The organism is Peptoniphilus sp. BV3C26 (assembly GCF_000478985.1).
GTDB lineage: Bacteria > Bacillota > Clostridia > Tissierellales > Peptoniphilaceae > Peptoniphilus_B > Peptoniphilus_B koenoeneniae.
This window is the reverse complement of the sequence record NZ_AWXB01000056.1, coordinates 1-26,064: the sequence shown is the minus strand read 5'-3', so window position 1 is coordinate 26,064 and position 26,064 is coordinate 1. Positions and strand designations below refer to the sequence as shown.

At 31.7% G+C, this 26,064-nt stretch carries 25 protein-coding genes, 2 pseudogenes and 1 riboswitch; of the genes and pseudogenes, 10 read left to right on the top strand and 17 right to left on the bottom strand.

Features of this window, described 5'->3' with window-relative positions; genetic code table 11:
* Nucleotides 1-10: 10 nt before the first annotated feature.
* The 13 genes and pseudogenes from rplV to HMPREF1253_RS05910 all read right to left on the bottom strand — a co-directional run bounded on the left by rplV (nucleotide 11) and on the right by HMPREF1253_RS05910 (nucleotide 9,895).
* On the bottom strand, nucleotides 11-346 hold the full coding sequence (gene rplV, locus HMPREF1253_RS05970) for a 50S ribosomal protein L22 (RefSeq protein WP_023055843.1): 336 nt from the start codon (nucleotides 344-346) through the stop codon (nucleotides 11-13).
* Between the two features lie 15 nt (nucleotides 347-361).
* Complete coding sequence (gene rpsS, locus HMPREF1253_RS05965) at nucleotides 362-646, bottom strand: 30S ribosomal protein S19 (protein ID WP_023055841.1); 285 nt, start codon at nucleotides 644-646, stop codon at nucleotides 362-364.
* Between the two features lie 11 nt (nucleotides 647-657).
* Nucleotides 658-1,488, bottom strand: coding sequence for a 50S ribosomal protein L2 (rplB, locus tag HMPREF1253_RS05960; protein ID WP_023055850.1), 831 nt, complete (start codon nucleotides 1,486-1,488; stop codon nucleotides 658-660).
* A gap of 14 nt (nucleotides 1,489-1,502) precedes the next feature.
* Nucleotides 1,503-1,793 carry a 50S ribosomal protein L23 gene (rplW, locus tag HMPREF1253_RS05955; protein ID WP_023055861.1) on the bottom strand — a complete coding sequence of 97 codons (291 nt, stop codon included), beginning with the start codon at nucleotides 1,791-1,793 and terminating at the stop codon, nucleotides 1,503-1,505.
* On the bottom strand, nucleotides 1,793-2,416 hold the full coding sequence (gene rplD / locus HMPREF1253_RS05950; RefSeq protein ID WP_023055858.1) for a 50S ribosomal protein L4: 624 nt from the start codon (nucleotides 2,414-2,416) through the stop codon (nucleotides 1,793-1,795). The genes rplW and rplD overlap by 1 nt, the downstream gene beginning before the upstream one ends.
* 11 nt (nucleotides 2,417-2,427) lie before the next feature.
* On the bottom strand, nucleotides 2,428-3,060 hold the full coding sequence (gene rplC / locus HMPREF1253_RS05945) for a 50S ribosomal protein L3 (protein WP_023055878.1): 633 nt from the start codon (nucleotides 3,058-3,060) through the stop codon (nucleotides 2,428-2,430).
* A gap of 60 nt (nucleotides 3,061-3,120) precedes the next feature.
* Complete coding sequence (gene rpsJ / locus HMPREF1253_RS05940) at nucleotides 3,121-3,438, bottom strand: 30S ribosomal protein S10 (RefSeq protein WP_023055884.1); 318 nt, start codon at nucleotides 3,436-3,438, stop codon at nucleotides 3,121-3,123.
* Between the two features lie 780 nt (nucleotides 3,439-4,218).
* Nucleotides 4,219-5,337, bottom strand: a complete 1,119-nt coding sequence (locus HMPREF1253_RS05935) for a HipA domain-containing protein (RefSeq protein ID WP_023055883.1) — start codon at nucleotides 5,335-5,337, stop codon at nucleotides 4,219-4,221.
* Between the two features lie 126 nt (nucleotides 5,338-5,463).
* Nucleotides 5,464-6,066, bottom strand: coding sequence for a hypothetical protein (locus HMPREF1253_RS05930; RefSeq protein ID WP_023055885.1), 603 nt, complete (start codon nucleotides 6,064-6,066; stop codon nucleotides 5,464-5,466).
* A gap of 17 nt (nucleotides 6,067-6,083) precedes the next feature.
* Nucleotides 6,084-7,249, bottom strand: a pseudogene (locus HMPREF1253_RS05925) (iron-containing alcohol dehydrogenase).
* The gene (locus tag HMPREF1253_RS05920; RefSeq protein ID WP_023055853.1) at nucleotides 7,246-8,106 is read right to left on the bottom strand and encodes a DnaJ domain-containing protein; all 861 of its coding nucleotides are present in this window, start codon (nucleotides 8,104-8,106) and stop codon (nucleotides 7,246-7,248) included. The pseudogene HMPREF1253_RS05925 and the gene HMPREF1253_RS05920 overlap by 4 nt, the downstream one beginning before the upstream one ends.
* Nucleotides 8,103-8,555, bottom strand: a complete 453-nt coding sequence (locus tag HMPREF1253_RS05915; protein ID WP_023055876.1) for a metallopeptidase family protein — start codon at nucleotides 8,553-8,555, stop codon at nucleotides 8,103-8,105. Before HMPREF1253_RS05915 ends, HMPREF1253_RS05920 begins: the two co-directional genes overlap by 4 nt.
* A complete protein-coding gene (locus tag HMPREF1253_RS05910) occupies nucleotides 8,552-9,895 on the bottom strand; it encodes an aminotransferase class I/II-fold pyridoxal phosphate-dependent enzyme (RefSeq protein ID WP_023055866.1) in 1,344 nt (447 codons plus the stop codon). Before HMPREF1253_RS05910 ends, HMPREF1253_RS05915 begins: the two co-directional genes overlap by 4 nt.
* Before the next feature lie 66 nt (nucleotides 9,896-9,961).
* Between HMPREF1253_RS05910 and HMPREF1253_RS09685 the strand changes: the two genes are divergently transcribed.
* Together HMPREF1253_RS09685 and HMPREF1253_RS05900 are read left to right on the top strand one after the other, a co-directional pair.
* On the top strand, nucleotides 9,962-10,756 hold the full coding sequence (locus HMPREF1253_RS09685) for a zinc dependent phospholipase C family protein (RefSeq protein WP_023055881.1): 795 nt from the start codon (nucleotides 9,962-9,964) through the stop codon (nucleotides 10,754-10,756).
* Nucleotides 10,749-11,990 carry an MFS transporter gene (locus HMPREF1253_RS05900; protein WP_023055864.1) on the top strand — a complete coding sequence of 414 codons (1,242 nt, stop codon included), beginning with the start codon at nucleotides 10,749-10,751 and terminating at the stop codon, nucleotides 11,988-11,990. Before HMPREF1253_RS09685 ends, HMPREF1253_RS05900 begins: the two co-directional genes overlap by 8 nt.
* A gap of 134 nt (nucleotides 11,991-12,124) precedes the next feature.
* On the opposite strand, the gene HMPREF1253_RS05895 is transcribed toward HMPREF1253_RS05900, so the two are convergent.
* Nucleotides 12,125-12,637, bottom strand: a complete 513-nt coding sequence (locus HMPREF1253_RS05895; RefSeq protein WP_023055873.1) for a nitroreductase family protein — start codon at nucleotides 12,635-12,637, stop codon at nucleotides 12,125-12,127.
* A 472-nt stretch (nucleotides 12,638-13,109) separates the two neighbouring features.
* Between HMPREF1253_RS05895 and HMPREF1253_RS05890 the strand changes: the two genes are divergently transcribed.
* The 5 genes from HMPREF1253_RS05890 to HMPREF1253_RS05870 are packed head-to-tail and all read left to right on the top strand — an operon-like array spanning nucleotide 13,110 to nucleotide 17,037.
* Nucleotides 13,110-13,805: a hypothetical protein gene (locus HMPREF1253_RS05890; protein ID WP_023055846.1), complete on the top strand. Its 696-nt coding sequence runs from the start codon at nucleotides 13,110-13,112 to the stop codon at nucleotides 13,803-13,805.
* Between the two features lie 11 nt (nucleotides 13,806-13,816).
* Nucleotides 13,817-14,035 carry a ferredoxin family protein gene (locus tag HMPREF1253_RS05885; RefSeq protein ID WP_023055842.1) on the top strand — a complete coding sequence of 73 codons (219 nt, stop codon included), beginning with the start codon at nucleotides 13,817-13,819 and terminating at the stop codon, nucleotides 14,033-14,035.
* An 11-nt stretch (nucleotides 14,036-14,046) separates the two neighbouring features.
* The gene (locus tag HMPREF1253_RS05880; RefSeq protein ID WP_023055868.1) at nucleotides 14,047-15,111 is read left to right on the top strand and encodes a 3-methyl-2-oxobutanoate dehydrogenase subunit VorB; all 1,065 of its coding nucleotides are present in this window, start codon (nucleotides 14,047-14,049) and stop codon (nucleotides 15,109-15,111) included.
* A complete protein-coding gene (locus HMPREF1253_RS05875) occupies nucleotides 15,108-15,872 on the top strand; it encodes a thiamine pyrophosphate-dependent enzyme (protein WP_023055869.1) in 765 nt (254 codons plus the stop codon). The genes HMPREF1253_RS05880 and HMPREF1253_RS05875 overlap by 4 nt, the downstream gene beginning before the upstream one ends.
* A gap of 1 nt (nucleotide 15,873) precedes the next feature.
* A complete protein-coding gene (locus HMPREF1253_RS05870) occupies nucleotides 15,874-17,037 on the top strand; it encodes a 2-oxoacid:acceptor oxidoreductase family protein (RefSeq protein WP_023055882.1) in 1,164 nt (387 codons plus the stop codon).
* Between the two features lie 224 nt (nucleotides 17,038-17,261).
* Here the strand turns inward: HMPREF1253_RS05870 and metK are convergent.
* Nucleotides 17,262-18,428 (bottom strand): annotated as a pseudogene (metK, locus tag HMPREF1253_RS05865) (methionine adenosyltransferase); the annotation flags it as partial.
* Nucleotides 18,429-18,505: 77 nt separating this feature from the next.
* Nucleotides 18,506-18,598, bottom strand: a riboswitch (SAM riboswitch).
* Nucleotides 18,599-18,702: 104 nt separating this feature from the next.
* On the opposite strand from metK, the gene HMPREF1253_RS05860 reads away from it, so the two are divergent.
* Entirely contained in the window at nucleotides 18,703-20,910 is a 2,208-nt protein-coding gene (locus tag HMPREF1253_RS05860; RefSeq protein WP_023055877.1) for an ATP-dependent RecD-like DNA helicase, read from the top strand.
* Nucleotides 20,897-21,487, top strand: a complete 591-nt coding sequence (locus tag HMPREF1253_RS05855) for a ComF family protein (protein ID WP_023055867.1) — start codon at nucleotides 20,897-20,899, stop codon at nucleotides 21,485-21,487. Before HMPREF1253_RS05860 ends, HMPREF1253_RS05855 begins: the two co-directional genes overlap by 14 nt.
* On the opposite strand, the gene HMPREF1253_RS05850 is transcribed toward HMPREF1253_RS05855, so the two are convergent.
* Nucleotides 21,476-23,086 carry an ABC-F family ATP-binding cassette domain-containing protein gene (locus HMPREF1253_RS05850; protein WP_023055875.1) on the bottom strand — a complete coding sequence of 537 codons (1,611 nt, stop codon included), beginning with the start codon at nucleotides 23,084-23,086 and terminating at the stop codon, nucleotides 21,476-21,478. The genes HMPREF1253_RS05855 and HMPREF1253_RS05850 overlap by 12 nt on opposite strands.
* A gap of 100 nt (nucleotides 23,087-23,186) precedes the next feature.
* On the opposite strand from HMPREF1253_RS05850, the gene HMPREF1253_RS05845 reads away from it, so the two are divergent.
* Entirely contained in the window at nucleotides 23,187-25,136 is a 1,950-nt protein-coding gene (locus HMPREF1253_RS05845; protein ID WP_023055855.1) for a YcdB/YcdC domain-containing protein, read from the top strand.
* 728 nt (nucleotides 25,137-25,864) lie between these two features.
* Here the strand turns inward: HMPREF1253_RS05845 and HMPREF1253_RS10500 are convergent.
* On the bottom strand, nucleotides 25,865-26,064 hold a 200-nt coding region (locus HMPREF1253_RS10500), incomplete at its 5' end, for a hypothetical protein (RefSeq protein WP_238318889.1).

Below are 26,064 nucleotides of genomic sequence, written 5' to 3'. Positions count from 1 at the left end.
GTATACCCCCTTATTCTCTTTCTGCTACAACTACGCCAATATGACTTGATCTTTTTAAAATTGGATAAGCCATACCTTTAGCCTTAGGATGGAATCTTTTCATTGTAGGTCCATCATTGGCGTAAGCTTCTTTAACATAAAGATTATCAGCATCTAAACTAAGATTGTTTTCTGCATTGGCTATGGCAGATTTTAGCACCTTTAATAATTCTTTAGCACCACGCTTAGGTGTAAATTCAAGAATAGAAAGGGCTTCTTTTACTGACTTTCCACGAATCTCATCACATATAAAATGTATTTTGAGAGGTGAAATTCTTATATATTTAGCAATTGCTCTTGCTTCCATTTGAACCCCTCCTTATTATTTAACACCGGTAGTTTTTTCACTTTTACCGGCGTGTCCTCTAAAAGTTCTCGTCGGAACAAACTCTCCAAGTTTGTGACCAACCATATCTTCCGTAATATAAATCGGAACATGTTTTCTTCCGTCGTGCACAGCAATAGTGTGTGATACCATCTCAGGGAAAATTGTTGAGCGACGTGACCATGTCTTTATAACTTGCTTTTCATTTTTTTCGTTAAGAGCATCAACTTTTTTAAGAAGATGTTCATCAGCGAAAGGTCCTTTTTTTACTGATCTACTCATTTTAATCCCCCTTACTTAGTTCTTCTTCTTATAATTAACTGGTTAGACTTTTTATTTTTCTTTCTTGTCTTAAGACCCATAGCTTTCTTGCCCCAAGGAGTCATAGGAGAAGGTCTACCTACAGGAGCTCTACCTTCACCACCACCATGAGGGTGATCAACAGGGTTCATTGCAGAACCTCTTACATGAGGTCTTTTTCCAAGATATCTGCTTTTTCCAGCCTTACCTAAAGTTATAAGTTCGTGTGAAATATTTCCAACTTGTCCTATTGTAGCCTTACAATCAATTGGTACAAGTCTCATTTCAGTTGAAGGAAGTCTTAAAGTTGCATATTTGCCTTCCTTAGCCATAAGTTGAACTTCAGAACCTGCACTTCTTGCAATTTGACCGCCTTTACCTGGTAACAATTCAACATTGTGAACTGTTGTACCAACAGGAATGTCTTTAAGTCTTAAAGCGTTTCCGATTTTAATATCAGCTTCGCTTCCACTTTCAACAATATCTCCTACCTTTAAGCCGTTAGGTGCCAAGATATATCTTTTTTCACCGTCAACATAATGTAGTAGAGCTATATAACTTGTTCTGTAAGGATCATATTCAATAGCTGCAACCTTAGCAGGAATATTATCCTTATTTCTTTTAAAATCTATAATTCTGTATCTTCTTTTTACTCCGCCGCCTCTATGTCTTGAAGTAATCTTTCCACGGGCGTTTCTTCCTGCAGTAGTTTTGAGATTTACAGTAAGTGACTTTTCAGGAGTCTTTTTAGTAACCTCTTCAAAAGTGGCAACAGTCATTTGTCTGCGTGCCGGAGAGGTCGGTTTGTATCCTCTAATTGCCATTATTTACCTCCTTCTCATTGAATGCTATCGAAGAATTCAATAGTATTTGAACCTTCTTTTAATTTAACAATGGCTTTTTTCCAAGAAGGTGTAAATCCGAAAGTAGCACCTTGTCTTTTCTTTTTGCCACGAACATTCATAGTAGTAACTTTTTCAACCTTTACGTTGAAAATTTCTTCAACAGCACTTTTAATTTCAGGCTTAGTAGCATTTTTAGCAACCTGAAAAGTGTACTTGTTGTTTTCCATTTCCGCCATACTCTTTTCAGTAACAAGCGGCTTTATAATAACATCAAATTTATTCATCAGTTAAACACCTCACTAATTGTGTTAAGTGCAGCCTTAGAAATAATAAGTGAATCAGAATTTAAAATATCATAAACATTTATAAATCTTGCTTCAGCTACATTAACACCCTCAACATTTCTTGCTGAAAGGTAAACATTCTTATTATGTTCATCAGTAACAAGATAAGTTTTTTTGTTTGCTTTCACATTTTTAAGGAAATTAGCGAAGTCCTTAGTCTTAATAGAATCCATCTTAATATCGTCAACGACAATAAGTTCACCATCTTGAACCTTTGAAGTAAGCACGGATTTAAGAGCAAGTCTTCTAACTTTTTTCGGAGTAGTGTAAGAATAATCTCTCGGTTTCTTTGCAAAAACAATACCGCCGCCTCTCCATTGAGGAGATCTTATACTACCTTGACGAGCACGACCTGTTCCCTTTTGTCTCCAAGGCTTTCTTCCACCTCCACGTACTTCAGCACGAGTTTTAGCAGAATGAGTTCCTTGTCTTTTGTTAGCTAAAATATTTTTAACAACAAGATAGACAACATGCTCATTTATTTCAACATCAAAAATATTACTATTAAGTTCGATTTCTTCAACAGGATTTCCTTCCATATTAACAACATTAATTTTTGTCATGACAATCCTCCTTACTTACCGGACTTAACCGTAGACTTAACTATAACTTTGCCCTTCTTAGGTCCTGGAACAGCACCCTTAACAAAAATTAAGTTTTTATCTACATCAACTCTTACAACTAAAAGGTGTTGAACAGTAACACGTTCATTACCAGTCTTTCCTGCCATTCTATGGTTTTTAAAAACCTTTCCTGGGTAAGATGCAGCACCCATACCACCGGGCATTCTGTGGAATTTTGAACCGTGAGTTTCACGTCCACGTCCGAAGCCGTGACGAGTAACAACCCCTTGAGTTCCCTTACCCTTTGAAGTTCCGGTAATATCAACAAATTCGCCCTTAGCGAACAAGTCAACCTTCATTTCATCACCGACATTGTAAGAATCTACATCATCAGTTCTAAATTCATTTAAATATCTTTTATACTCAACATTCGCCTTATCAAAGTGACCCTTTAAAGGTTTGTTAACATTCTTTTCTTTCACCTTGCCTGCAGCAATTTGAACACCGTTATAACCATCAGTTTCAACAGTTTTCTTTTGAACGACTTTATTGGGTTCAGCTTCAATAACCGTTACAGGAGTAACTGTACCATCTTCGTCAAAAAGTTGAGTCATGCCGATTTTACGGCCAATTAGAAATTTCAAATTTCTACACCTCCTAAAATTTACAGCGGATTACAAATGTAATCATATAAAGAACAATTATTACAGCTTAATTTCAATATCAACACCGGCAGGCAAATTTAACTTCATAAGAGCATCAACAGTCTTTTGGTTAGGACCAATAATGTCGATAAGTCTTTTATGAGTTCTTTGCTCAAATTGTTCTCTGGAATCCTTATACTTATGAACAGCTCTTAAAATTGTAACAACTTCCTTTTCAGTTGGAAGTGGAATAGGTCCTGAAACAACAGCACCTGTAGCTTTAGAAGCTTCAACAATTCTCTTTGCAGAATTATCAAGAAGTTCATGATCATAAGCCTTAAGTCTGATTCTGATTTTTTGTTTGCTATTACTTGACATTTTTACCTCCTCGTATTCGCGAGTGGGGTTATAGATAAACGCACCCCGGTGTGTCCGAAGTGTTTGGAAAAAATAACCCTGCCCAAATTATTTTGGACTTCTCCGTCGTAATTACCTTATAATTCTCTTTTTCCCGCAAGAATTCAAGCAACCTACGACTTCATCGCATTAAGTTTTATTTCAAACGCTTAAATATTATACACAAAAAATAAGCTAAAATCAAGGATTAATAAGAAAAAACTTTAAAAAAGCCTTAAAAATAGCCAGTGTTTTTATTTAGCTTTGAAATTATATAAAATCTCTCATAAAAAAGCAAGAGAAAAATAAAATTTTTTTCATAAAAATAAAAAATAAATAAAAATGCTTTACCTAGAGCATAAAAAATTTTTATAAAAAATTTAAATCAAATATTTATTTTTTTCTCTCACATTATACACGCGGACCGGTAAACCGATCCCTACAGCCCACAAAAGCCCACGAATAAATTTATGGTAAATATGTTTCGCAAAAGTAAACCCCCGCAAATGAATAATTGGAAATAAAATAAAAAAATGAAAAAGAAAAAATATGGAAAAAAGATATGTTGAAAAAATTTTAAAATAAAATAAAAATAAAAATGCTTCACGTAAAGCATAAAAAATAAATTTTAAAATGCTCTACGTAAAGCGTAAAAAAATATTTGTAAAAATTTTTAAAATAAATTTTAATTCAAAAATAAAAATATATAGACTAAATATTAAATACAAATTCTTATAATTAAAAAGCCGGGCTTTACCCGACTTAAAGTCTTTCGCTTATTCTTTTTGCTATTTCTTCTTTTCTATCTTTAAAAAATTCTTCTACTTCTTCATTTTCTGAAAAAACATCTATTATTATTTTATAAATCTCATCCCTATTTGTTTTAGGAATGTTTTCTTCTCTTATTAACTTTCTCTGTTTTATCCTATCTTCAAAAAATGGTTTTGTTTTTGGGTTTGCATATTTTATAAGTTTAGTAGAAGTATCATAAAAAAGACTTGTTCCCGAGTCATATATAGGGGCAAGATCTATAATTCTTAGAGTGTTTACATCCCTTATTAATCCAAAATTATTATAGTGCCTGTCTTCGTTGTAAATCACATAGTCTAAATACATAAGTTCATCCATTTTTCGTCTTGCTTCTTTTACCCCCACTTCTTCCATCTTTTCTATGATAAATTCATAGTAGGATATATGGTTGGGCTTTTTAAAGGGAGCTAAGAAGGAGTTTGCTGTAATAAGTTCTGTGTTTTCATCTATAAAATTTTCACATAGGGAAAAATATTCTTTTCCTATTTTTTTCAGATCATATCTTATATGGTTAAGACCAAGACTCTTTCCTATTTCATAAGCTATTTTTTCATTAAAGGGTTCCTGCATATATGGTTTGGATCCGCCCTTTATAAGGACTCTTTTACCTTCTATATTTGTCCATGATTTTTTCAACCAGCCGTCCGTTGTGTTGTCTGGGGTTTTTAAGGATATGTTTTTAACTTCTTTGCCAACCATTAATTGTCCCAAATCATCGGAAAAATCATTTGTAAAAAAATTAATATCCTTCCAAAATACTTCTTCTTTCTTTTCTTTAATCCAATATTGGTCTGATAGGGAAAGACCGTAATATTTAAAGTTTAAGTCATATGGAGTTTTTACCTTACTTGCCCTTAAGATTTCATCCAAATTTTGCCTGGTGTCTGGAATGGCTCTCCACCTGAAAAATTTTTCAAGATCTGATTTTGCTATTTTTTCTCTTTTCTTGTTAATAGCTAAAGAAAAAGGAAGGTATTCCGGGTTTAAAAGCTTATTGATTTTTAAAACATGACCTTCTATCATTGAAAACTCCAAAACAGGCACATTTTTATTCATAAATATATAATCCATGTACGTCCTCCCTTTTAAAATATTTTTTGGCTCTCTTAGTAAGTTTTATAGTATTTATCACATTTGCTAAAAGATTTCAATATTAATAAAAGCCCTTTTTATAGGGCTTTTAAAGCATATTATTTTTTATATGTTCCACGAATGGGAGTATGAAAGCCCATTATCTTCAGATTTATACCAGGATGGAAGCCTTACATAAATGTCTTCTTCTACCATGTCTTCACTTATTTCCATTCCATCTTCTTTTGCTTCTTCTACGCTTTCATAATTGACAATTTTAAAATCTTCAGATTCTTTTATAAAAGAATCTCCCTCAATTAAAATATGCTCTGATATATTCATTCCCGGCTCTTCTGAGAAAAATTCCATTTTTAAATGAGGAAATTTTTCATGAACTTCTTCAAGACAGGTTCCTTTAAACCAAACTTTATCTTTGTATTCATCCCAAGATTTTTTATAGCCTTCATGTAAAAGGCTGGCAAATAAAGACCAAGCACAGATTCCACAAAAAGTAATAAAAAATTCTCCCCTTTCATTTTCCCCTTGGCTCACGGTTTTAAAGTCATGTATTCTCCAAAAATGAGGTCCCTTAGGTTCTATAAAATCAGGGGCTTTTTCTTTATCATTTAAGAAATTGTAATTATAAGCTTCTGTGAAATACTTAAATACTTCCTCTACTTCTTCTTTTTTTCCTAAAATTTTTCCTTCAAAATAGCAATCATTAGCCATAGTTAACTCCTTTATTATTAAAATGAAGCCTTATAAATTTGATAAACGTCCTCACCATAAAGGGTTTTAAAGCCTTTTATTTTTCCTCCTGCATGTTCTACAGCAAGGTCCGCCATTTCTTTTAATTTATCTTCTTCTATTCCCACTTGTCTAAGGCTCATAGGAACTCCCAAGTTCTCAAAAAATTCATAAAGTTTTTTTATTCCTTCTTTAGCGGCTTTAAGATCATCTTCTTCTTTTACATCAAAGACATTTCTTGCAAAGTTTCCTATTGTTTCTTGTCTTTCTTCATCTAAGCAATGTTCCAACCATCTGGGTGTAAGAATTGCAAGTCCTGTTCCGTGAGTTATATCAAAAAATGCGCTTAATTCATGTTCCATAGGATGAACTGACCAACTTGTTGACTTTCCACTGTCAAGAAGTCCATTTATTGCCCAAGTTGATGCCCACATAATATTTGCTCTGGCTTCGTAATTTTTAGGATCTTTTTTTAATATAGGACCATATTTTATACAGGTTTTCAAAAGTCCTTCAGATAATTTGTTTTGGAAATAGCAGCCATCTCCTAAACTGAAATAATTTTCCATAGTGTGGCTCATTATGTCACAAACTCCTGCTACTGTATGTTTTTCAGGAACTGTAAAGGTATATTTAGGATTCATGAAAGAAAATACCGGTAAAACTAAATCACTGGCAAAAGATAATTTTTCCTTTGTTTCCAAATTTGTTATTACTGAGAATGGATCCATTTCCGTTCCCGTTGCAGCTATAGTAAGAACAACTCCTATAGGAAGAGCTTTTTCTATTTTTGATGAGTCAAGGACTACTTGCCAAGGATCCACGTCTAAATAATAGGCTCCACTTATTAATTTTGCCAAGTCTACTACTGATCCTCCTCCTACGGCAAGGATGAAGTCAACCTTATTTTCCCTTGCTATTTTAAGTCCTTCTCTTGCAGAGTCAACTCTTGGATTAGGTTCTATGCCGCTAAGTTCTACATATTCTATCCCGTCTTTTTTAAGTTCTCCTGTTATGTCATCATAGATTCCGTTTTTCTTAATGCTTCCGCCTCCGTAGCATAGTAAAACTTTTTTCCGTATTTTTTAATTTCCTTTCCAAGTTCACTTAGTTGGTTTTCTCCAAAAATAATTTTTGTGTCTACATTAAATACAAAATCTTTCATTGTTCTTTTAACCTCCTATACCTTTCAATATTTTCTTCATTTAAAAATTCATAAGCATTATTAACTTTTTGAAACATTTCCTTTGCTCCCGCTTCCTTATTTATGTCGGGATGGTATTTTTTTGCAGCCTTTCTAAAGGCAAGTTTTATTTCATATTTATCATAGGTTGGTTCTATTCCCAAGGTCCTGCAAGCTTCTTCATATTGATTTTTAAAACTTGTCCCATAATTTGTGTATGGACCCCTGTAATTTTGATTATAGTCCTGATTGTAAGAGCCACTTTGATATTGACCTTGATTAAAGCCTCCGAAGTAGCCTTGATCTCCAAATAGATCTTCAAAGTTTATATCATCTCCAAAAGTCCAATAAGTTCCTCCGAAGCCTCTTCCGAAAGACTCTTCAAATCTTTTCTTTTCTTCTTCCCGCCTTTGTCTTTCTTTTTCCTCTCTTATTTTTTCTTGCTCTTCCCTATATTTTTCACCGTAGCCTCCAAGGTTTGAATAGCTTTTCTTTCTTCCTAAAAGATAGTAGTCACTTAAATCAAAAAAATACTCAGTTAAAACATAGTGAATATACTTTAAATAGCTTACACTTATAGTTCCTATAAAAGGAAAGACGAAAGCCAATATTATAAAACTAGTAAGGCCCCTATACTTATTAAAAAAAGCATAGGCAAAAAAAGGATTTAATATAAGGAAAAATATAAAACATCCACTAAAGGCGAAAAGAGCTCCAATTGCCCTTTTTGCAGTTGTAAAAAAATCTATTAAAAGTTCCACTATCCCTATAAAAAATCTGAATATATAATCTATAATTTTTCCCAGACCTTTAAAAAATAATCCGGCTATTTTTTTCATTCAACATCTCTTCCCTTTTTATAATTTTCTATAAAATTTTCATCTTCTATAACAAGATCATTGTTTCCCGCTAAAAACTCAAGATGATGTCTAAGCTCATGTCTTAAAGTTTCTCTCAGTCTTTCTTTTAAACTTTCTCTATCTAAATAAAAATACAGTTTCATAAAAGAACCGTAATAAATTACTATTTGCCTTCCTAAATTATCTATCTTATAAGAACCAAGGACAATTAAATCATTTCCTTCCGGGTGATAATTGACCTCTTCTTCTAATATTACCCCACCGTTTAAATTATTTAAATATTGGTCTGGTATTTCATCTAAAAGTTCTTCTAAAATTTCCATAACTTCATCAATTCTAGAAAGATCAACCCCACTTTCATTTTTTCTTTCTTCATTGAAATTTTCTAAGTTTTCATTTTCTTTGGAAATATTTTCTTCAAATGTCATTTTATCACCTCAATAAGATTTTTATTTATACCTGTTACTTCTATTTCGGCTTTTAAATAAGTTCCTATAGTATCTATAACATCTTGATCAATAAGTTCTCCTGGAACTATTATGGGGCTTCCCGGTGGATAGGGGCAAATAGTATCTGCACTTATCCTTCCAGCCGCCTCTGTATAATTTATAAATTGGCTTTCTCTTTCAAAGGTCTCATACATCTCCATAATTTTTTCCGGCAAAACTTGTCTATAAAGATCTTTAAAATTTTCTTCTTTTAAATTAATTTCTCTCATAGCTTTTTTTAAAGGTACAAGAGTTTTTTCACTATCTACCGGTCCCACTAAAGCAAGAGCGTAATTTATATCTGCCATTTCAAGTCTTATGTTCTTTTTAAAAAGTTCTCTTAAAATTTGGCTTCCACTGACATTTTCCTTGGCAAATAAAAGTTTTGTAGGGTCGTGAAAATCACTTTCATAGAAAAAATATTTATCTTTTAAATCATTTTTAAGTTCTTTTATTAAGTTTAAAACATTTTTTAAGTTTTCTCTTCCTTCTTCTTCCATATATTCAAGAGCTCTTTCCATAGAAAGCAACATTAAATATGATGGCGAAGTGGAACTTATCATGGAAATCACTTTTTCAAGTCTTTCTATGTTAACTTTAGAGCTTCCCACATGAATAAAGGATGAACCCGTTAAACAGGGTAGGGTTTTGTGGGGAGATTGAACTATTATATCTGCTCCCCCTGATAAGGCACTTAAATTTTTATCTAAAAAGTTAAGGTGTGATCCGTGGGCCTCATCAACAAAAAGATATGCTCCATATTTATGAACAACTTCCGCAATTTCTCTTATGTTTAAAACCATCCCATAATAAGTTGGACTGGTTAAGATCACAAGTTTTATATCCTTATATTTTTTTAAATAACTTTCTATTATTTGTGGACTTAAAGGCAAAAAAAGTTTTGTTTTTTTATCATAGGAAGGATACATAAATTCCGTTTTAAGTTTATTTAAAATACATCCATTTAAAATTGACCTATGGGCATTTCTTTCTATTAATACCCTATCTCCCTCTTTTGTAATACTTTTTAAAGCTATATGGTTTGAAATTGTAGAGCCTCCTGTTAAATAGTAGCTTTTTTTGCTTCCATATATTCTTTTTAAGTTTTCCATAGATTTTAAAATTACATCTTGAGGGTGAAGAAGATTGTCAGTTCCTATAGTCTCTGTTACATCAAATTCAACTTGGCTGGGCAAAGAGAAAATTCCCTTATGACCTGGAGTTGAAAAAGAAATATTTCTTGACACTTTTTTTACAGCTTCATTAATATATTTTTTCATTATTACCTCATCTATATTATATCTAATAAATCTCCCTTGTGATAAAATTTATATAAGGAGGATTTTATGGCTTCAATTTATGCACATAACAAATTTGCTAAAACTGTTATTAATTCTATAGACTTTAAAGTTTCCAGCGCTGAAGAAAGACAGATGTTTTTATTTGGTTCTCAGGGACCTGATCTTTTCTTTTTTAATTTAAATTTAAAAATTAAAGGGAATAATCCTGGATCTTACATTCATTCAAGACCCTTTATTGAATATCTTGACACTACAAAAGAAAGAATTAAAGCTATAGATCAAAAAGGTCCTGAATTTTTTTACTATTTAGGAACAATAGCTCACTTTATTTTGGATGTTACAATTCATCCCTATGTAGATGAACTTATAAATATAAGCTATTCTCACATGGAAATTGAATCTGAATTTGATAGATTTCTCATGCTTAAAGACGGACTTAATCCTTTTAAGTTTAAAATGCAATCTCTTATTCCAAGTCCTGGAAAGGCTCCTAAAATTTTACCAATTTATGAGCCCTATGGTCTTAAACTTAAAGATATTTATAATTCTATCTTAGGTTTTAACAAATATAAAAAATTATTTAATCCAGCAGGTAAACTTAAAGAAACTTTTATTTTAAGTGTTCTTAAAATTTTAAAACTAAATGAATATGGTGGTCAACTTATAAAGCAAGAGGAGCACCCCCAAGCTGAAAAAAGTAACAAAGTTTTGCTTAAAGCTTATGACCTTGCCCTTGAAAACTTTAAGGATATTTTTAATTCAGCCTTAGACTATATTTATGATGGCGGAGAAATTAATCCCATATTTTATAAAAATTATGAAGGAGTAAACCTTGAATAAATTAAATAAACTTGAAAAATCTTGGATCTACTATGACGTTGGAAATTCAGCTTTTATTATGCTTTTTACAACAATAGTACCCATATTCTTTAATAACTTGGCGGGGAAGTCTTTAAAAGATACAACTTATCTTGCCTATTGGGGCTACGCTATTACAGCATCAACTCTTATAATGGCTTTTTTAGGACCAATCTTAGGAGCCTTGGCTGATTCCAACAAACAAAAGAAAAATCTTTTTAAATTGTTTGTTTTTATAGGAGTCCTTTCCTGTGCAGGCCTGCCCTTTGCCATAAATTGGTTTATGTTTTTAATTCAGGTTGTAATTGCAAAAGTTGCCTTTAATGGTTCTTTAGTCTTTTACGATTCCATGTTAATAGATGTTACAGAAGAAGAGAGGATGGACAATGTTTCTTCACAGGGTTACGCCTGGGGTTATATAGGTTCCTGCCTCCCCTTTGTTATAAGTATATTTATAGGTCTTAAGGGAACAAGTTTTGGGCTTTCACAAAGTCTTTCCATGAACTTAGTATTTTTTATAAATGCTCTTTGGTGGCTTTTATGGACTCTACCCCTTTTAAAAAGATATGAGCAAATTTATGTAAGTCCTATAAAATTAAAAAGTTCTCAAGTATTTAAACATCTTTTAAATACTTTTAAAGAAATAAAAAATGATAAAAAAGTCTTTTATTTTCTTTTGGCATTTTTATTTTACATTGACGGAGTTTATACAATAATAAATATGGCAACAGCTTACGGAAAAAGCTTGGGTCTTTCTTCCCAAGGCCTTATCCTTGCCCTTTTAGTAACTCAATTAGTCGCCTTTCCCTGCGCAATATTTTTTGGTGTTATTTCAAAAACAAGACCAGTGGAAGGGCTTATAAAAATTTGCATAATATGTTACGGAATAATTGCTTTTTATGCAGTAACTTTAGACAGTCTTACTAAGTTTTGGATCCTTGCTTTGGGCGTAGGAATGTTTCAAGGTGCAATACAAGCCCTTTCCAGATCTTACTTTGCAAAAATTATTCCACCGGAAAAAAGCAGTGAATATTTTGGAATTTATGATGTTTTCGGAAAAGGGGCTTCAATTTTAGGCAGCCTTATGGTTTCAGTAATAACTCAAATTACAAACAATCAGCACTATGCAATCTTAGGTCTTGCCTTTATGTTTGTCATAGGCTTTATAATGTTTTTAAAAGTTGAAAAAGAAAAAGTAGAAGAAAAAGAATTTTAAAAAAATAGATAAAAAATAAAAGAGACGCATAATGCGTCTCTTTTATGTATAGCTGGAAAGAAAAAAGATGATTGAGGTTTAGTTTCCTAAACCTCTTTTATATTAACACCTTAAAGTTAATTTTTCAACAAATTTTAATATTTTTCATAATGAAGCTTTGATTTTATGTCAACTGCTTCTCTTTTTCTTACTTTTTCATGTCCATAACCTATAGGAATCATTGCCAAAATATTTTTATCCTTAGGTATATTAAACATCTTTCTAAAATATTCTTGGTAATCTTCTCCATCTTTTGTTTTTCCATCTCTAACATCTATAAAAGAAGTATTTAAACCCTCTTCTTGAGCTAAAAGTTGTAAATATGCAGCTGCTATACTTGCTTCTTCAATCCAATACTTAGAATCTTGATTTAAAATAATTACAAGAGCCGGCAAATCTTTTATATAAAGGGTGCCAAATTTTTGCATTTGAGATAATTCTTCTAATTTTTCCTTATCTTCAACTAAAATAAATTCCACATTTCTGGTTCCGCCATAAACCGGTCCCAAAACTGCATAGGATAAAATTTCTTCTATTTTTTCATGATCAACTTTTTTTTCTTCATATTTTCTAATAGAACGTCTTTCATTAATTAATTCTTTTAACATAAAATCCTCCTAAGTTTAAAAATTTTATAATTTTAAAAGCATAAAGCTATTTATTATATTTATACCCTAAAATAAACTTTTGCCTTTAAAATTCTTTTATAAAAATCGTTTTCAACTTTTTATTTTTATTTTATTTTAAATTTTTATTTTAAAATAATTTTTTTATAAATTTTTTTCTTAAAGATAATTATAGAAAAATCCGTTTTTTTCATAATGGAAGAATTCTTTATATTGATATTTTTTAAATAATAACAAACTTATCAAATTTTTTTCAAATTAAAAAATACTTGTTAAAATTTTTAATTTGACTTACAATAAATATGTGCGAAGTGGCTAAAAATACAAGAAAGTTGTCATACCACTTTTTGAACATAAAATTATAAACAATTTTATTATGAATGGATTTTTATTATTTTTTCATAATAGTACTTAATTTCGCACTAAAATTTTTGTAGATTTGAGGTGAATTGTAATGGAAGAGATAAGGCCTAAGGGACATCGTATAAAGTTAATCACCGGTCACTTTGGAAGCGGTAAGACGGAGTTTGCTATTAACTATGCATTATTCTTAAGAAAATATTTTCCAAAGGTTGCAGCCATAGATTTGGACACTATAAACATGTATTTCAGGTTAAGAGAAAAAATTGATTTTTTTGAAGACCATGGAATTACAATTTTAGGTTCTTCTATGAAAAAAGCACAAACTCTTGATATACCTGCAATAGACCCTCAAATATTAATGCCCCTTGAAAATGACGATTATCAAGCCGTTCTTGATATAGGAGGAAATCCTAAAGGTTCCCTTTCTTTGGGCAGATACAGAGATTTGCTCGCTGATAAAGGCTATGATCATTATTTTGTTATAAACAGGAACAGACCTGAAACAAAAGATGTTGCGGACATTGTAGCTTTTATTAAAAGCACTGAGGCCCATTCACAAACAAAAGTGACAGGTCTTATAAACACAACTCATATGCTTAAAGACACCAGTGTAGATGATATTTATTACGGTCAGGAAATTGTTGAGGAAGTTGGAAAACTTCTTAATCTTCCTGTTGTTTACACAGTGGCTCTAAGTGATGTTGCTAAAAAGCTTGCTGAAGAAGGCTCTATAAAAAATGAAATCTTTCCAATAAAACTCTATTTCAGAGACAATTGGATGATATGAGGAGGAAAAAAATGGCAAAAGGTAGAGTGGAATTCAATGAAGTCAGATGCAAAGGATGCGGTCTTTGCGTAACGGCATGTCCTAAAAATGTAATTGAAATCAATCCACACAAAATTAATCAAAAGGGCTATAGCCCTGCAACCGCTGCTCGTCCGGAAGATTGTATAGCATGCTGTAATTGTGCTATAACTTGTCCGGATTCAGTAATTAGTGTTATTAAAATCGGATAAGGGGTGTAAAAATGACAAAAGTATTGATGAAGGGAAATGAAGCGGTAGGTGCAGCTGCAATTAAAGCAGGATGTAAATATTTCTTCGGTTATCCGATTACACCGCAATCAGAAATTCCCGAATATTTATCAAGAGAGCTTCCGAAAATTGACGGTTGCTTTTTACAAGCAGAATCAGAAGTAGCTGCAATTAATATGCTTTATGGTGCATCAGGTGCAGGAGCAAGAGTTATGACATCTTCTTCTTCTCCAGGAATCTCTTTAAAACAAGAAGGTATTTCTTATATGGCAGGTGCTGAGCTTCCATGTTTAGTTGTAAACATGATGAGAGGTGGCCCAGGTCTTGGTTCTATTCAACCATCACAAACTGATTATTTCCAATCTACAAGAGGTGGCGGAAACGGTGACTACAGAACAATAGTCCTTGCTCCTTCAACTGTTCAAGAAATGGTTGACCTTGTAATTTTAGGATTTGATCTTGCTGATAAATATCGTAACCCAGTTGTTCTTATGGGAGACGGAGTTTTAGGTCAAATGATGGAACCTGTTGAGTTTAAAGAATCTGGAGTAGAAAATATTCCTGATAAACCTTGGGCTGCAACTGGTCAAGGAACAAGAAAAGAAAGAAATATTATTAACTCTATCTATCTTTCTCCAGAAGAAATGGAAGAACATAGTTTAGATTTAATGGCAAAATATAAAAAAATTGAAGAAAATGAAGTAAGAGTTGAAGAAATTGGTCTTGATAAAGATTTAGACCTATTATTCTCCGCTTATGGAACAAGTGCAAGAGTTTGCAAAACTGCTATGACTATGCTTGAGGAAAAAGGATATAAGGTTGGTATTATAAGACCTATTACTTGCTGGCCTTTCCCCTATGATTCATACAAAAAAATACCTGAATCTTGTAAAGACATTCTTGTTGTAGAAATGAATCACGGACAAATGACAGACGATGTTAAAATTGGAACTCAAGGAAGACAAAATATTCATTTCTTCTGCAGACTTGGAGGAATGATTCCTTCTGCTGAAGAAGTTTATGAAGCAGCACTTAAGATTTTGGAGGAAAGAAAATGAAAAAACCGGTTTTAAATGAAAATGAAAAATGTATGTACGCATATTCAGAAGGTTTAACCGATGAACCATTGCATTATTGCCCCGGTTGCACTCACGGAATTATCCATAAGCTTGTTGCTGAATGTTTAGTTGAAATGAACTTACTTGATAAAGCAATAGGAGTTTGTCCTGTTGGATGTTCCGTACTTGCATACAAGTACTTTAACTGTGATATGTATGAAGCAGCTCACGGTAGAGCTCCTGCTGTAGCAACAGGTGTTAAAAGAGTTCATCCAGATAAATTTGTATTTACTTACCAAGGTGATGGAGACTTAGCATCAATCGGTACTGCAGAAATAGTTCACGTTGCTCATAGAGGAGAAAAAATTTCAACAATATTTGTAAACAATGCTATTTATGGTATGACCGGAGGTCAAATGGCTCCTACAACTTTAATAGGGCAAGTAACAACAACTTCTCCTTATGGTAGAGATGAAGCTTGGTCAGGTAAGCCTATAAGAATGGCAGAAATGCTTGCAACAATTGACGGTGCAAAATTTGTAGAAAGAGTATCTGTTGATACACCTGCAAATATTAGAAAAGCTAAAAAAGCTATTAAGGAATGTTTCCAATGTCAACTTGACGGAAAAGGATTTGGTATTGTAGAAGTTCTTTCAACTTGTCCTACTAACTGGGGACTTCCAGCTGTAGATGCACTTCAATGGTTAAGAGATAATATGATTCCTTATTATCCTCTTGGAAACTTTAGAAGGGGTGAATAATATGACTACAAGAAAAATTGTAATGGCAGGTTTTGGTGGTCAAGGTGTTATGGCAATGGGACAACTTATTTCTTATGCCGGCATGCTTGAAGGTAAACACGTATCATGGTATCCTTCTTATGGCCCTGAAATGCGTGGGGGTGCTGCAAACTGTTCAGTTGTTGTTTCAACTGACCCTGTTGGAAGCCCTATTATAGCAGTTGCAGATGATGTAGTAGTAATGAACGAACCATCACTTGAACTTTTTGAATCCCATGTTAAACCAGGTGGAAATCTTTTATTAAATTCTTCCTTAGTTCAATCTGAACCTACAAGAAAAGATATAAACATTTATAAAATTCCTGTAAATGATATTGCAGGACAAATAGGTAATCCAAGAGTTGCCAACATGGTTATGCTTGGTGCATACTTAAAAGTTACTGGCCTTGTTGAAAAAGATTCAATTATAGCAGCTTTCACTAAAGTTTACGGAGATAAGAAAAAGAAATTAATTCCTATAAACGAAAAAGCAATAGGCGAAGGTCAAAATGCTGTTGGCAGTCCTCAAGCAAGTAACTTAGAAGGAAAAGTAAACAGAACTCCTGAACAAAACTACAGCTTAAGAGGCGGAGAAAATCCACAAGAAATCAGTTACATTAATGACATCAGAAAAATGGATAAAGAAGACGAAGAAAAAATATTCTCCAGTGAACTTAATATTGTAAAACAAGCTCTATTAAATGAAATTGAAGGTATTAACTACTTTAAAGTAAGTGCTTCACAATTTAGTGGACAAGAAACAGCTAAGATTTTTGAATCTCTTGCTCATCAAGCAGATGAACATGTTGAATATTTAATGAGACTTAAAGATCAAATTGAAAAACACGAAGCAGGTATTTTTGATAAAATTAAATCAGCTTTTGAAACTCAAAAAGAAGAAGAATGGTCAAAAATCAAAGCAGAAAGAACTCCAATGGCTCTTTCAATTTTCAATTTGGGTATGACCATTAAGAGAAACAACATAGAATTCTATGAAAAAGCAAGCGAAAAATCAGCTATTGAAGATGCAAAAAAACTTTACAAAGAACTTGCTTATTGGGAAAATTTCCAACTTGGTCAATTAAAAGAACAATATGAAATGTTAAAACGTGAATGGTGGAGCGATCAATCCTTTGCACCATATTAAAATTAAGTAATTTATTTTAATAAACATAAATTTACACACTGTACAAAGAAGGTGATGAGAAAATATAATCTCATCACCTTTTTAATTTTTTATTATTTCAATTTAATTTTATTTGTGTTATTATATATGTGTAAAAGAAATTATCCTTTTGTATTTTTCTTATTTTTTATTTTTTTACTTTCCTTAAAGAAAAACCGACTATAAAAAGTCGGTTTTTCTTTTTTTTATTTTAAATATTTTTTAAGTTCATCAACCTTATCAGTCTTTTCCCAAGTTAAATCCAAATCATCTCTACCAAAATGTCCATAAGAAGCAACTTGTTTGTAGATAGGTCTTAAAAGATCCAAGTTTTTAATTATAGCTGCAGGTCTTGGATCAAAATGCTTTTTAATAATTTCTTCAATTTCATTGTCGGAAAGTTTTCCAGTTCCGAAAGTTTCCACATAAATTGAAGTAGGTCTTGCAAGGCCTATAGCGTAAGCAAGTCCAATTTCACATCTATCTGCAAGTCCTGCTGCAACAATATTTTTTGCAATATATCTTGCATAATAACAAGCAGATCTGTCAACTTTTGTAGGATCTTTTCCGCTGAAAGCACCGCCACCATGACGAGCGTATCCACCGTAAGTATCTACAATTATTTTTCTTCCAGTAAGTCCCGCATCACCCATAGGACCTCCAACAACAAATCTTCCTGTAGGATTTACAAAATACTTTGTATTTTCATCTAAAAGATCTTTTGGAACAATTTCATCAATTACATATTTTATTAAGTCTTCTTTTATTTTTTCATTTGAAACTTCCGGTGAATGTTGGCTGGAAATAACAATGTTTTCTATTCTTACAGGCACATTGTCGTGGTATTCCACAGTAACTTGAGTTTTTCCATCAGGTCTTAAATAATCTAATTTACCACTCTTTCTAACATCAGTAAGTTTTCTTGCAAGCTTATGCGCAAGACTTATAGGCAGGGGCATAAGTTCCTTTGTTTCTTTGCAAGCATAGCCAAACATAATTCCTTGGTCCCCTGCTCCAAGCTCGTCAAAATCTTTTGCTCCTTCTTTAAATCTGTCAACTCCCATAGCAATATCTTGAGATTGTTCTTTAACTGCACATAATACTGCGCAGGTGTCAGCATCAAAACCGTATTTTGCTCTGTCATATCCTATCTCGCGAACTGTATCTCTTACAATTTGTGTAAAATCAACATAAGTTTTTGTGGAAATTTCTCCCGTAATAACTACCATACCTGTTGATGCCATTGTTTCACAAGCAACCCTTGCCTGCGGGTCATCACTAATTATAGCATCAAGAATTGCATCTGAAATTTGATCGCAAACCTTGTCCGGATGTCCTTCTGTAACGGACTCCGATGTAAATAACCATTTTTTCTATTTTTTTCCTCCGATATATTCTATAAAAATTAATACCTAAAATAAAAAAACCTTAAACCGAAAGTTTAAGGCTGTCCTTATCTTCCGGAATTATCCGTGGGATTTAGCACCACTTACAGGTTGCCGGGTTTCATCGTGCCCATTCACTCCACCACTCTCAATAAGGTATTAACTGCAAGTATAATATCACAAGTTTTTTTTTAATACAAACAAAATTTATTAAAAGTAAAAATTTTAATAAAAATAAGATACAATATTCATAGGTGAAATCATGATAAAAATTGACGGTTTAGTAGAAAAAATTATTTATAGAAATGATGAAAATGCTTGGACTGTTGCCTTAGTTACTACAGAAGATGGAAGCCTTACAGTAACAGGCAATGCTATAAAAATTGAAATTGGAAAAGAATATACCTTTGAAGGAGATTTTTTTGTCCACAAAAAATTTGGCGAACAATTTTCCTTTAAAAATTTAAATGAACATATTCCTACTTCAAAAGATGGCATTATAAAATATTTGTCCTCAGGCTTAATCCCCTTTATAGGAAGAAGAATGGCTGAAACCATCTATAAAAAATTTGGAGATGAAACCCTTTTAATCTTAGATAAGGAGCCAGAAAAACTTCTTCAGATTCACGGTATAGGCGCTAAAAAATTTGAAAAGATATCAGAATACCTTAAAGCAAATAAAGATGCCTCTAAGGTCATGTATGAGCTTTACAGGTATGGAATTAGTCCATCGGCTGCCTTTAAAATTTACACTTTATACGCAAATGAAACTTTAAATGTAATAAGGGAAAATCCCTATAGGATTGCAGACGAAATAAAGGGCATAGGTTTTAAAACAGCAGACTCCATCGCCCTTAAATTAGGCTATAAAAAAGATTCCAAGGAAAGGATAATATCAGCCTTAAAATGGACTATAAATTATGCAGTTAATGACGGCCACACCTACCTACCAAAAGATGTCCTTATAAAAAAATCTTCCAAACTTTTGGAAATTAATGAAGATTTAATTGAAGATCAAATTATAAATTTACAATTCAGTAAATATTTTTATCTTGAAAAAATAAATGACCAAATAAATTGCTACAAAGCCTCAATGTACAAGGAAGAAAATTATGTTGCCGGAAAACTTACAAAACTTTCCTTGCAAAAATTTGAACTTAAAAATAATATTGAAAATTCTATTAAAGAAATTGAAGAAAGAAAAAATATAAAACTTGCAGAAAATCAAAAAGAAGCAGTAAAAGAAGCTTTAACAGGAGGCCTTACAGTTATAACAGGAGGCCCCGGCACAGGAAAAACAACAACTTTAAAAACAATAATAGATTTGGCAGAAAAGGAAAATTTAAAAACAGTTCTTGCAGCTCCAACCGGTCGTGCAGCAAAGAGAATGGAAGAAGCAACTTTAAGAGAGGCTTCAACTATCCATAAATTATTGGAAATCACTCCTAATAGCGATTATTTTGAAATTGAAGAAATTGACGGAGATTTAATTATAGTTGATGAATGTTCCATGGTGGATTTGTTTTTAATGAGCACCCTTCTTAGGGCGGTAAAGGATAATTCCAGGCTTGTCCTTGTGGGAGATAAAGACCAACTTCCCTCCGTTGGCGCAGGCAATGTCTTGTCCGACATAATAAATTCAAAAATAATAAATGTTGTCTACTTAAATAAAATTTTTAGACAAGAGGAAGGCTCTCTTATTGTAAAAAATGCCCACTTGATAAACAGCGGAAAAATGCCCCTTATAGACAATAAATCAAAGGACTTTTTCTTCATTCAAAGCCCCAATGTAAATGAAAGTTTAAATACCATAGTTGATCTTGTTAAAACAAGGCTTCCCGACTTTAAAAACTATGATTCTTTAAAGGATATACAAGTTTTATCTCCAACTAAAAAAGGTCTTACAGGAGTTGACAACTTAAATAAGGTCTTGCAAGAAAATTTAAATCCTCAAAATAAAAAAGAAGAGATAAAATTTATGGACACAATTTTTAGGCCTGGCGATAAGGTTATGCAAATAAAAAATAACTACAATCTCCAATATAAAATCGAAACTGAAAATTATCATGAAGAAGGTCAGGGAATTTTTAATGGAGAGCTGGGCTTTATAGAAAGTGTCGATGCAGACTCTGACACCATGACAATTGTTTTTGATGATGTAAAAAAAATAGAATACCAAAGAGAAAATTTTTCGGAGCTTACTTTGGCTTATGCAAGCACCGTCCACAAATCTCAAGGTTCGGAATTTCCAGCAGTAATAATTCCCCTCCACTCAGCCCCCTTTATGCTTATGACAAGAAATATAATCTATACAGGTATAACTAGGGCAAGTCGCATGGTCGTCCTTGTAGGAGAAATAAAATATTTAAAAACTATGGTGGAAAACAACCATCAAAATAAAAGATACTCATCTTTAGACAGAAAATTAATTGAAACAATGGAAAAGAGAAAAATTTATGGTTTTATATAAGTGTTCAAATTGCAGAGATGAAATTTACAAAAATTATCTTTGTAAAAATTGCTTTTCCCTCCTCACTTTTATAAATGAAGAAGTGGAAGAAGAAAATTATAAAATTTATATAATTTTAAAATACCAAGGACTTTTAAAAAATCTCCTTATAAATTTTAAATTTAAGGACTCAACCTTTCTATCAAAAGTTTTTGGAGATATTATGGCTGAAAAAATTTTATCCATGAATTTAATTTCAAAATATGATTTTTTCTGCCCCATACCCATGTATGAAAAAAATAGGCTTAAAAGAGGCTATAATCAAGTTGAATTAATTGGAGATTATATTAGTTCAAATACCCTTATGCCCTATAAAAAAGCTTTGAAAAAAATAAAAGCTACAAAAGACCAGGTAGGCTTAAATAAAATTCAAAGAGAAAAAAATTTAAAAGGTGCCTTTTTTGCAGAAAATATAGAAAATAAAAAAATACTTTTAATAGATGATATCTTTACCACAGGCTCAACTATAAAAGAAGCAAGAAAAGAACTAATAAAAAAAGGCGCCCTTAAAGTGGACGCTCTTGTTTTATGCTCTTGAATATTGGTCTTTCATATAATACTTGTCAATGTAATCCTCAAAGGTAATGGACTCATCTCTATAAGTTCCATCATCAAAAATTTCCACAATTCTATTTGCTATTGTTGAAATAAATTGATGGTCGTGAGAGGTGAAAAGTATATTTGACTTATAATTTATAAGACCGTTATTTACAGCTTCAATACTTTCAAGATCCAGATGATTTGTAGGTTGATCAAAAATCAATACATTTGCCGGTTTAAGCATCATTTTTGAAAACATCATCCTTACCCTTTCTCCTCCAGAAAGAACATTAGCTTCTTTTAAAACCTCATCTCCAGAGAATAACATCTTACCTAAAAAGCCTCTTAAATAAATTTCCGATTGTTCCTCAGAATATTGCCTTAAGAAATCTACCAAATTTAATTTTACATCTTCAAAAAATTTTGTATTATCTTTTGGAAAATATGAGTAAGTTATAGTTTGTCCCCACTTAAATTCTCCCTGATAATCTTCATCAGCCTTTGTTATTGTTTCAAAAAACTTGGTAATTGCCAGTTCATTCCCTATAAAGGCAATCTTATCATCTTTATTTACCCTCATGGAAAAATCTTTTAATAAATATCCCTCATCATTTTTTAGAGAAAGATTTTCTATATTTAAAATTTCATTTCCAACTTCTCTTGAAAGATCAAAACCTACAAAAGGATACCTCCTGGAAGAAGGTTTAATATCATCAAGAGTTATTTTATCAAGAAGTTTTTTCCTGCTGGTTGCCTGTCTGCTCTTAGACTTATTTGCAGAAAAACGTCTTATAAATTCTTGAAGTTCTTTAATTTTTTCTTCTTTTTTCTTATTTTGATCCTTTGCCATCTTTAGAGCAAGTTGAGAAGAATCATACCAAAAATCGTAATTTCCCACAAATAAAGTAATCTTTCCAAAATCTATATCCACCATGTGAGTGCAAACTTCATTTAAAAAATACCTGTCGTGGCTTACAATAATTACAATGCCTTCAAAAGCCGCAAGAAAATCTTCAAGCCAGATGACTGCCTTTATATCAAGACCGTTTGTAGGCTCGTCAAGAAGTAAAATATCCGGCTTGCCAAAAAGAGCTTGAGCAAGAAGAACCTTAACCTTTTCAGATTCTAAAAGTTCGCTCATATTTTTATAATGAAGATCAGTTCCTATTCCAAGACCCTGTAAAATTGTTGAAGCTTCAGATTCAGCTTCATAACCGTTCATTTCCATAAATTCCCCTTCAAGAGCCGCAGCTCTCAAACCATCTTCATCTGAAAAATCCGGTTTCATATATATGGCATCCTTTTCGGTTTTTATATCATATAATTTTTTATTGCCCATAATTACAGTGTTAAGAACATCATATTCATCAAAAGCATAGTGGTCCTGAGCAAGTTTACTCATTCTGGAATTTTTATCCATGGAAACATTGCCGCTTGTAGGATCTTTTTCTCCTGCAAGAATTTTTAAAAAAGTTGATTTTCCTGCTCCATTAGCCCCTATTACTCCATAGCAGTTGCCGGGAGAAAAATTTAAATTTACATCATCAAAAAGTTTTTTATCTGGAAAAATTACACTTAAATTATTTACACTTAACATTTTTCACCATCCTTAATTCCTTAGAAATTATATCATAAAAAAATATTTTATCATGAATATTTTATTTATATAAAGGGTAAATATTTTACGAGGTGATACTATGAAAAAATTATCTTTATTTTTGGCATTTGTATTTTTATTTTCATCCCTAGTTACATATCCCTATGCAAGCCAAAAAAAAGTTAAAGCGTCAGACACTGAAGAAATTGAAAAAATTAAAAGTGTCTTTAATATTAAAGATAATATAGAATCTTTTAATATTAGTGAAAACAAGGACGGAAACAATTATAGGAAACGCTACAATTGGATTTTTAAAGATAAAAACTCAATTACAGTAGTTCTTGATGGCAAGGGAAATATTATAAACTATTTTAGCTATAATGCTAAAGACTCTAAAAAAACCATAAATGTGGATAAGGATTTGATTGTAAAAAAGGCAAATGAATACCTTGAAAAAATAAATCCTCAACTTTTAAAGGACTTTAAACTTGAATCAACTAAATATTTTCTTAACAGCGGCCGTGTAAATTTATTCTTTTCAAGATATTACAAGGACATTAAGTTTTTATACTCAGACATAAATATGGAAATTAACCTTTCAGACCTTTCCCTATTTTCTTTTAACATTTCTGGTTATTATGAATATCCTAAGATGCCTGAACCTAACCCTAAATATTCTTTAGAAGACGCTGCAAAAGAAATGAATAAACTTTATCCTCTAAGACTTTACTACAGTCCCTACACTGAAAATAAGGCTAAACCTGTCTATGGAATTTCTCAATTTGATTGTCTTGATGCAGATACTCTTAAACCTGAAAAAAATATAAGAAATATAAGAAATATGCCCTATGAAGAAGGTTCTAAAAATGAAAAAGCCATGGATACAAGTGAAAAAAATTCTTTAAGTCCAGAAGAAGAAAAGGGCTTAAAGGAAAGAAAGGAAATAAGGGAAATAAAAGATGCCATAGCTGTGGTTAAAGATTTAGTTCCTAAAAATCTTAAATTAACATCTTCATCATTATCAAAGATGGATAAGGAATATGTAATAGATTTGGATTATTCTAATAAGTCTGATTACAGATCTTTTATCCTTGACGGAAAAAATTTAAATATTTTGTCTTACTACAAGGAAGGCCAAAATATGAAAAAGGCAAATATCGACAAGAAAACTGCCTTAAATTTAGGAAAAAATTTTTACAATAAGTATTCTTCAAAGATTTCCCCTATTGATTTTAATATTTACGATTATTCTTCCGGTCCAAAGGATACAAGAATTAATTTTTACCAAGTTAAGGACAATATACCGATTTTAAACTCCGGTCTTGACCTTTCAATTGCCAACGGAAGTAAGGAAGTTATAGATTATAATATCTCTTTATTTAATGGCAACTTTGACAAAATCCCTGAAGATATTAAACCTCTTGATGAGGCTTTAAAAGCTTATTATGAAAAACTTGGCTTTGGTCTTATATACACCCTTGAAAATAATAAGCCAAAACTGGTTTATGGTTTTACTAAAGATTTAAGCTATATGAATCCTAAAACTTTAGAGGTTAAAAATGCAAAAATAAATTATGAAAACCTTGAAAGCTCAAAATATAAAAATGAAATTGCAAAATTAGCTGACTTTAATATAGGAATTAAAAATGCTGATGTAACTAGGACTGCCACTGAAAAAGATTTAGTCTTTTTACTTATGGTATGTGATTTTTCAGGAGAAAATATTCCTGTTCCCTACGAAAATTTTTCTGTAAGTAATTCAGGTTTTTACAGAAGTTTTGAAGGCCTTAAAGATGACAGACCCTTAAAACTTTCTGTCGCAGCTAAAAATATTTTAAAAGCTAGAGGCATGATATATTTTGAAGACATTAAAAATTTAGATGCTTTTAACAAAGATTTATTCAAATCTTTTAAAGATGGGGACCTTGCTTATTTGGCAAATGCCTATGCTTTAGGTCTTTTTGAAAAAGATGAGATAAGCACTGATGATTTGAAGCTCGATTATTTACTTCATATTATTTATAATTTAATGAATAATTTTAAAAGATAATACTTAAATTTTATATGTTTATAATTTTAAAAGAGGACGGAAAACCGCCCTCTTTTTTATTATTAATGCAGTAATGGATTTTACGGTTTCCGTTTTTTACTTTTGTTGGATTTAGGGACTAATTTATTTATCAGCGTGTATAATGTGGGAGAAAAAAATAAATATTTTTTATAAATTATTTTTTTATGCTCTATGTAGAGCATTTTTAAAATTATATTCTAATTTTTAATTAACATTAATTTTAAATTATTTAAGAAATACTTTCATTTTAAACAAACTTCTTATTGCCACAACCTTTGAAAATCCTGTAGGGACCGGTTTACCGGTCCGCGTGTATAATGTGGGAAAACAAAACCTGCATTTGATTTAAAATTTATTTTAAATTTACATTTTTATTTTATTTTATGTTTTTTCAATTTATATTTTTTCTACATTTTTTCTTTCTCTTTTTTTATTTTACATACATAACGCGATGGGGACTAATGGACTTGCGATTGTCCCTAACGTCCCCCTCGCGGCTCCCCCCTCCTTACCCCTCGAAAGGCTTTTTAAAGGTGGAAAAGCTTACGCTTTTCTTTCCTATTGTTTCTGTGGAGGTTGAATATATATTTACCTTTTTTCATTTTTCTATTTTATTTCAAATTATTCGGCTTACGCCGCCGGACCAATAAATTGGTCCCTACATTCCCTTGCAAAGGTTCTAATCTTATGAATCCTTTCGCATAAATTTACCCCACATTCCGGCGTGGATTCCATGTTCGGATGAAATTATAATAAATTTGTGTGTGGGATTTTGTGGGGCCTAGGGACCGGTTTACCGGTCCGCGTGTTTTTTGTGGGAGAAAAAAATAAATATTTGATTTAAAATTTATTTTAAATTTACATTTTTTATTTTTTATTTTTTTTATTTTTAATTTTTTACTAACTA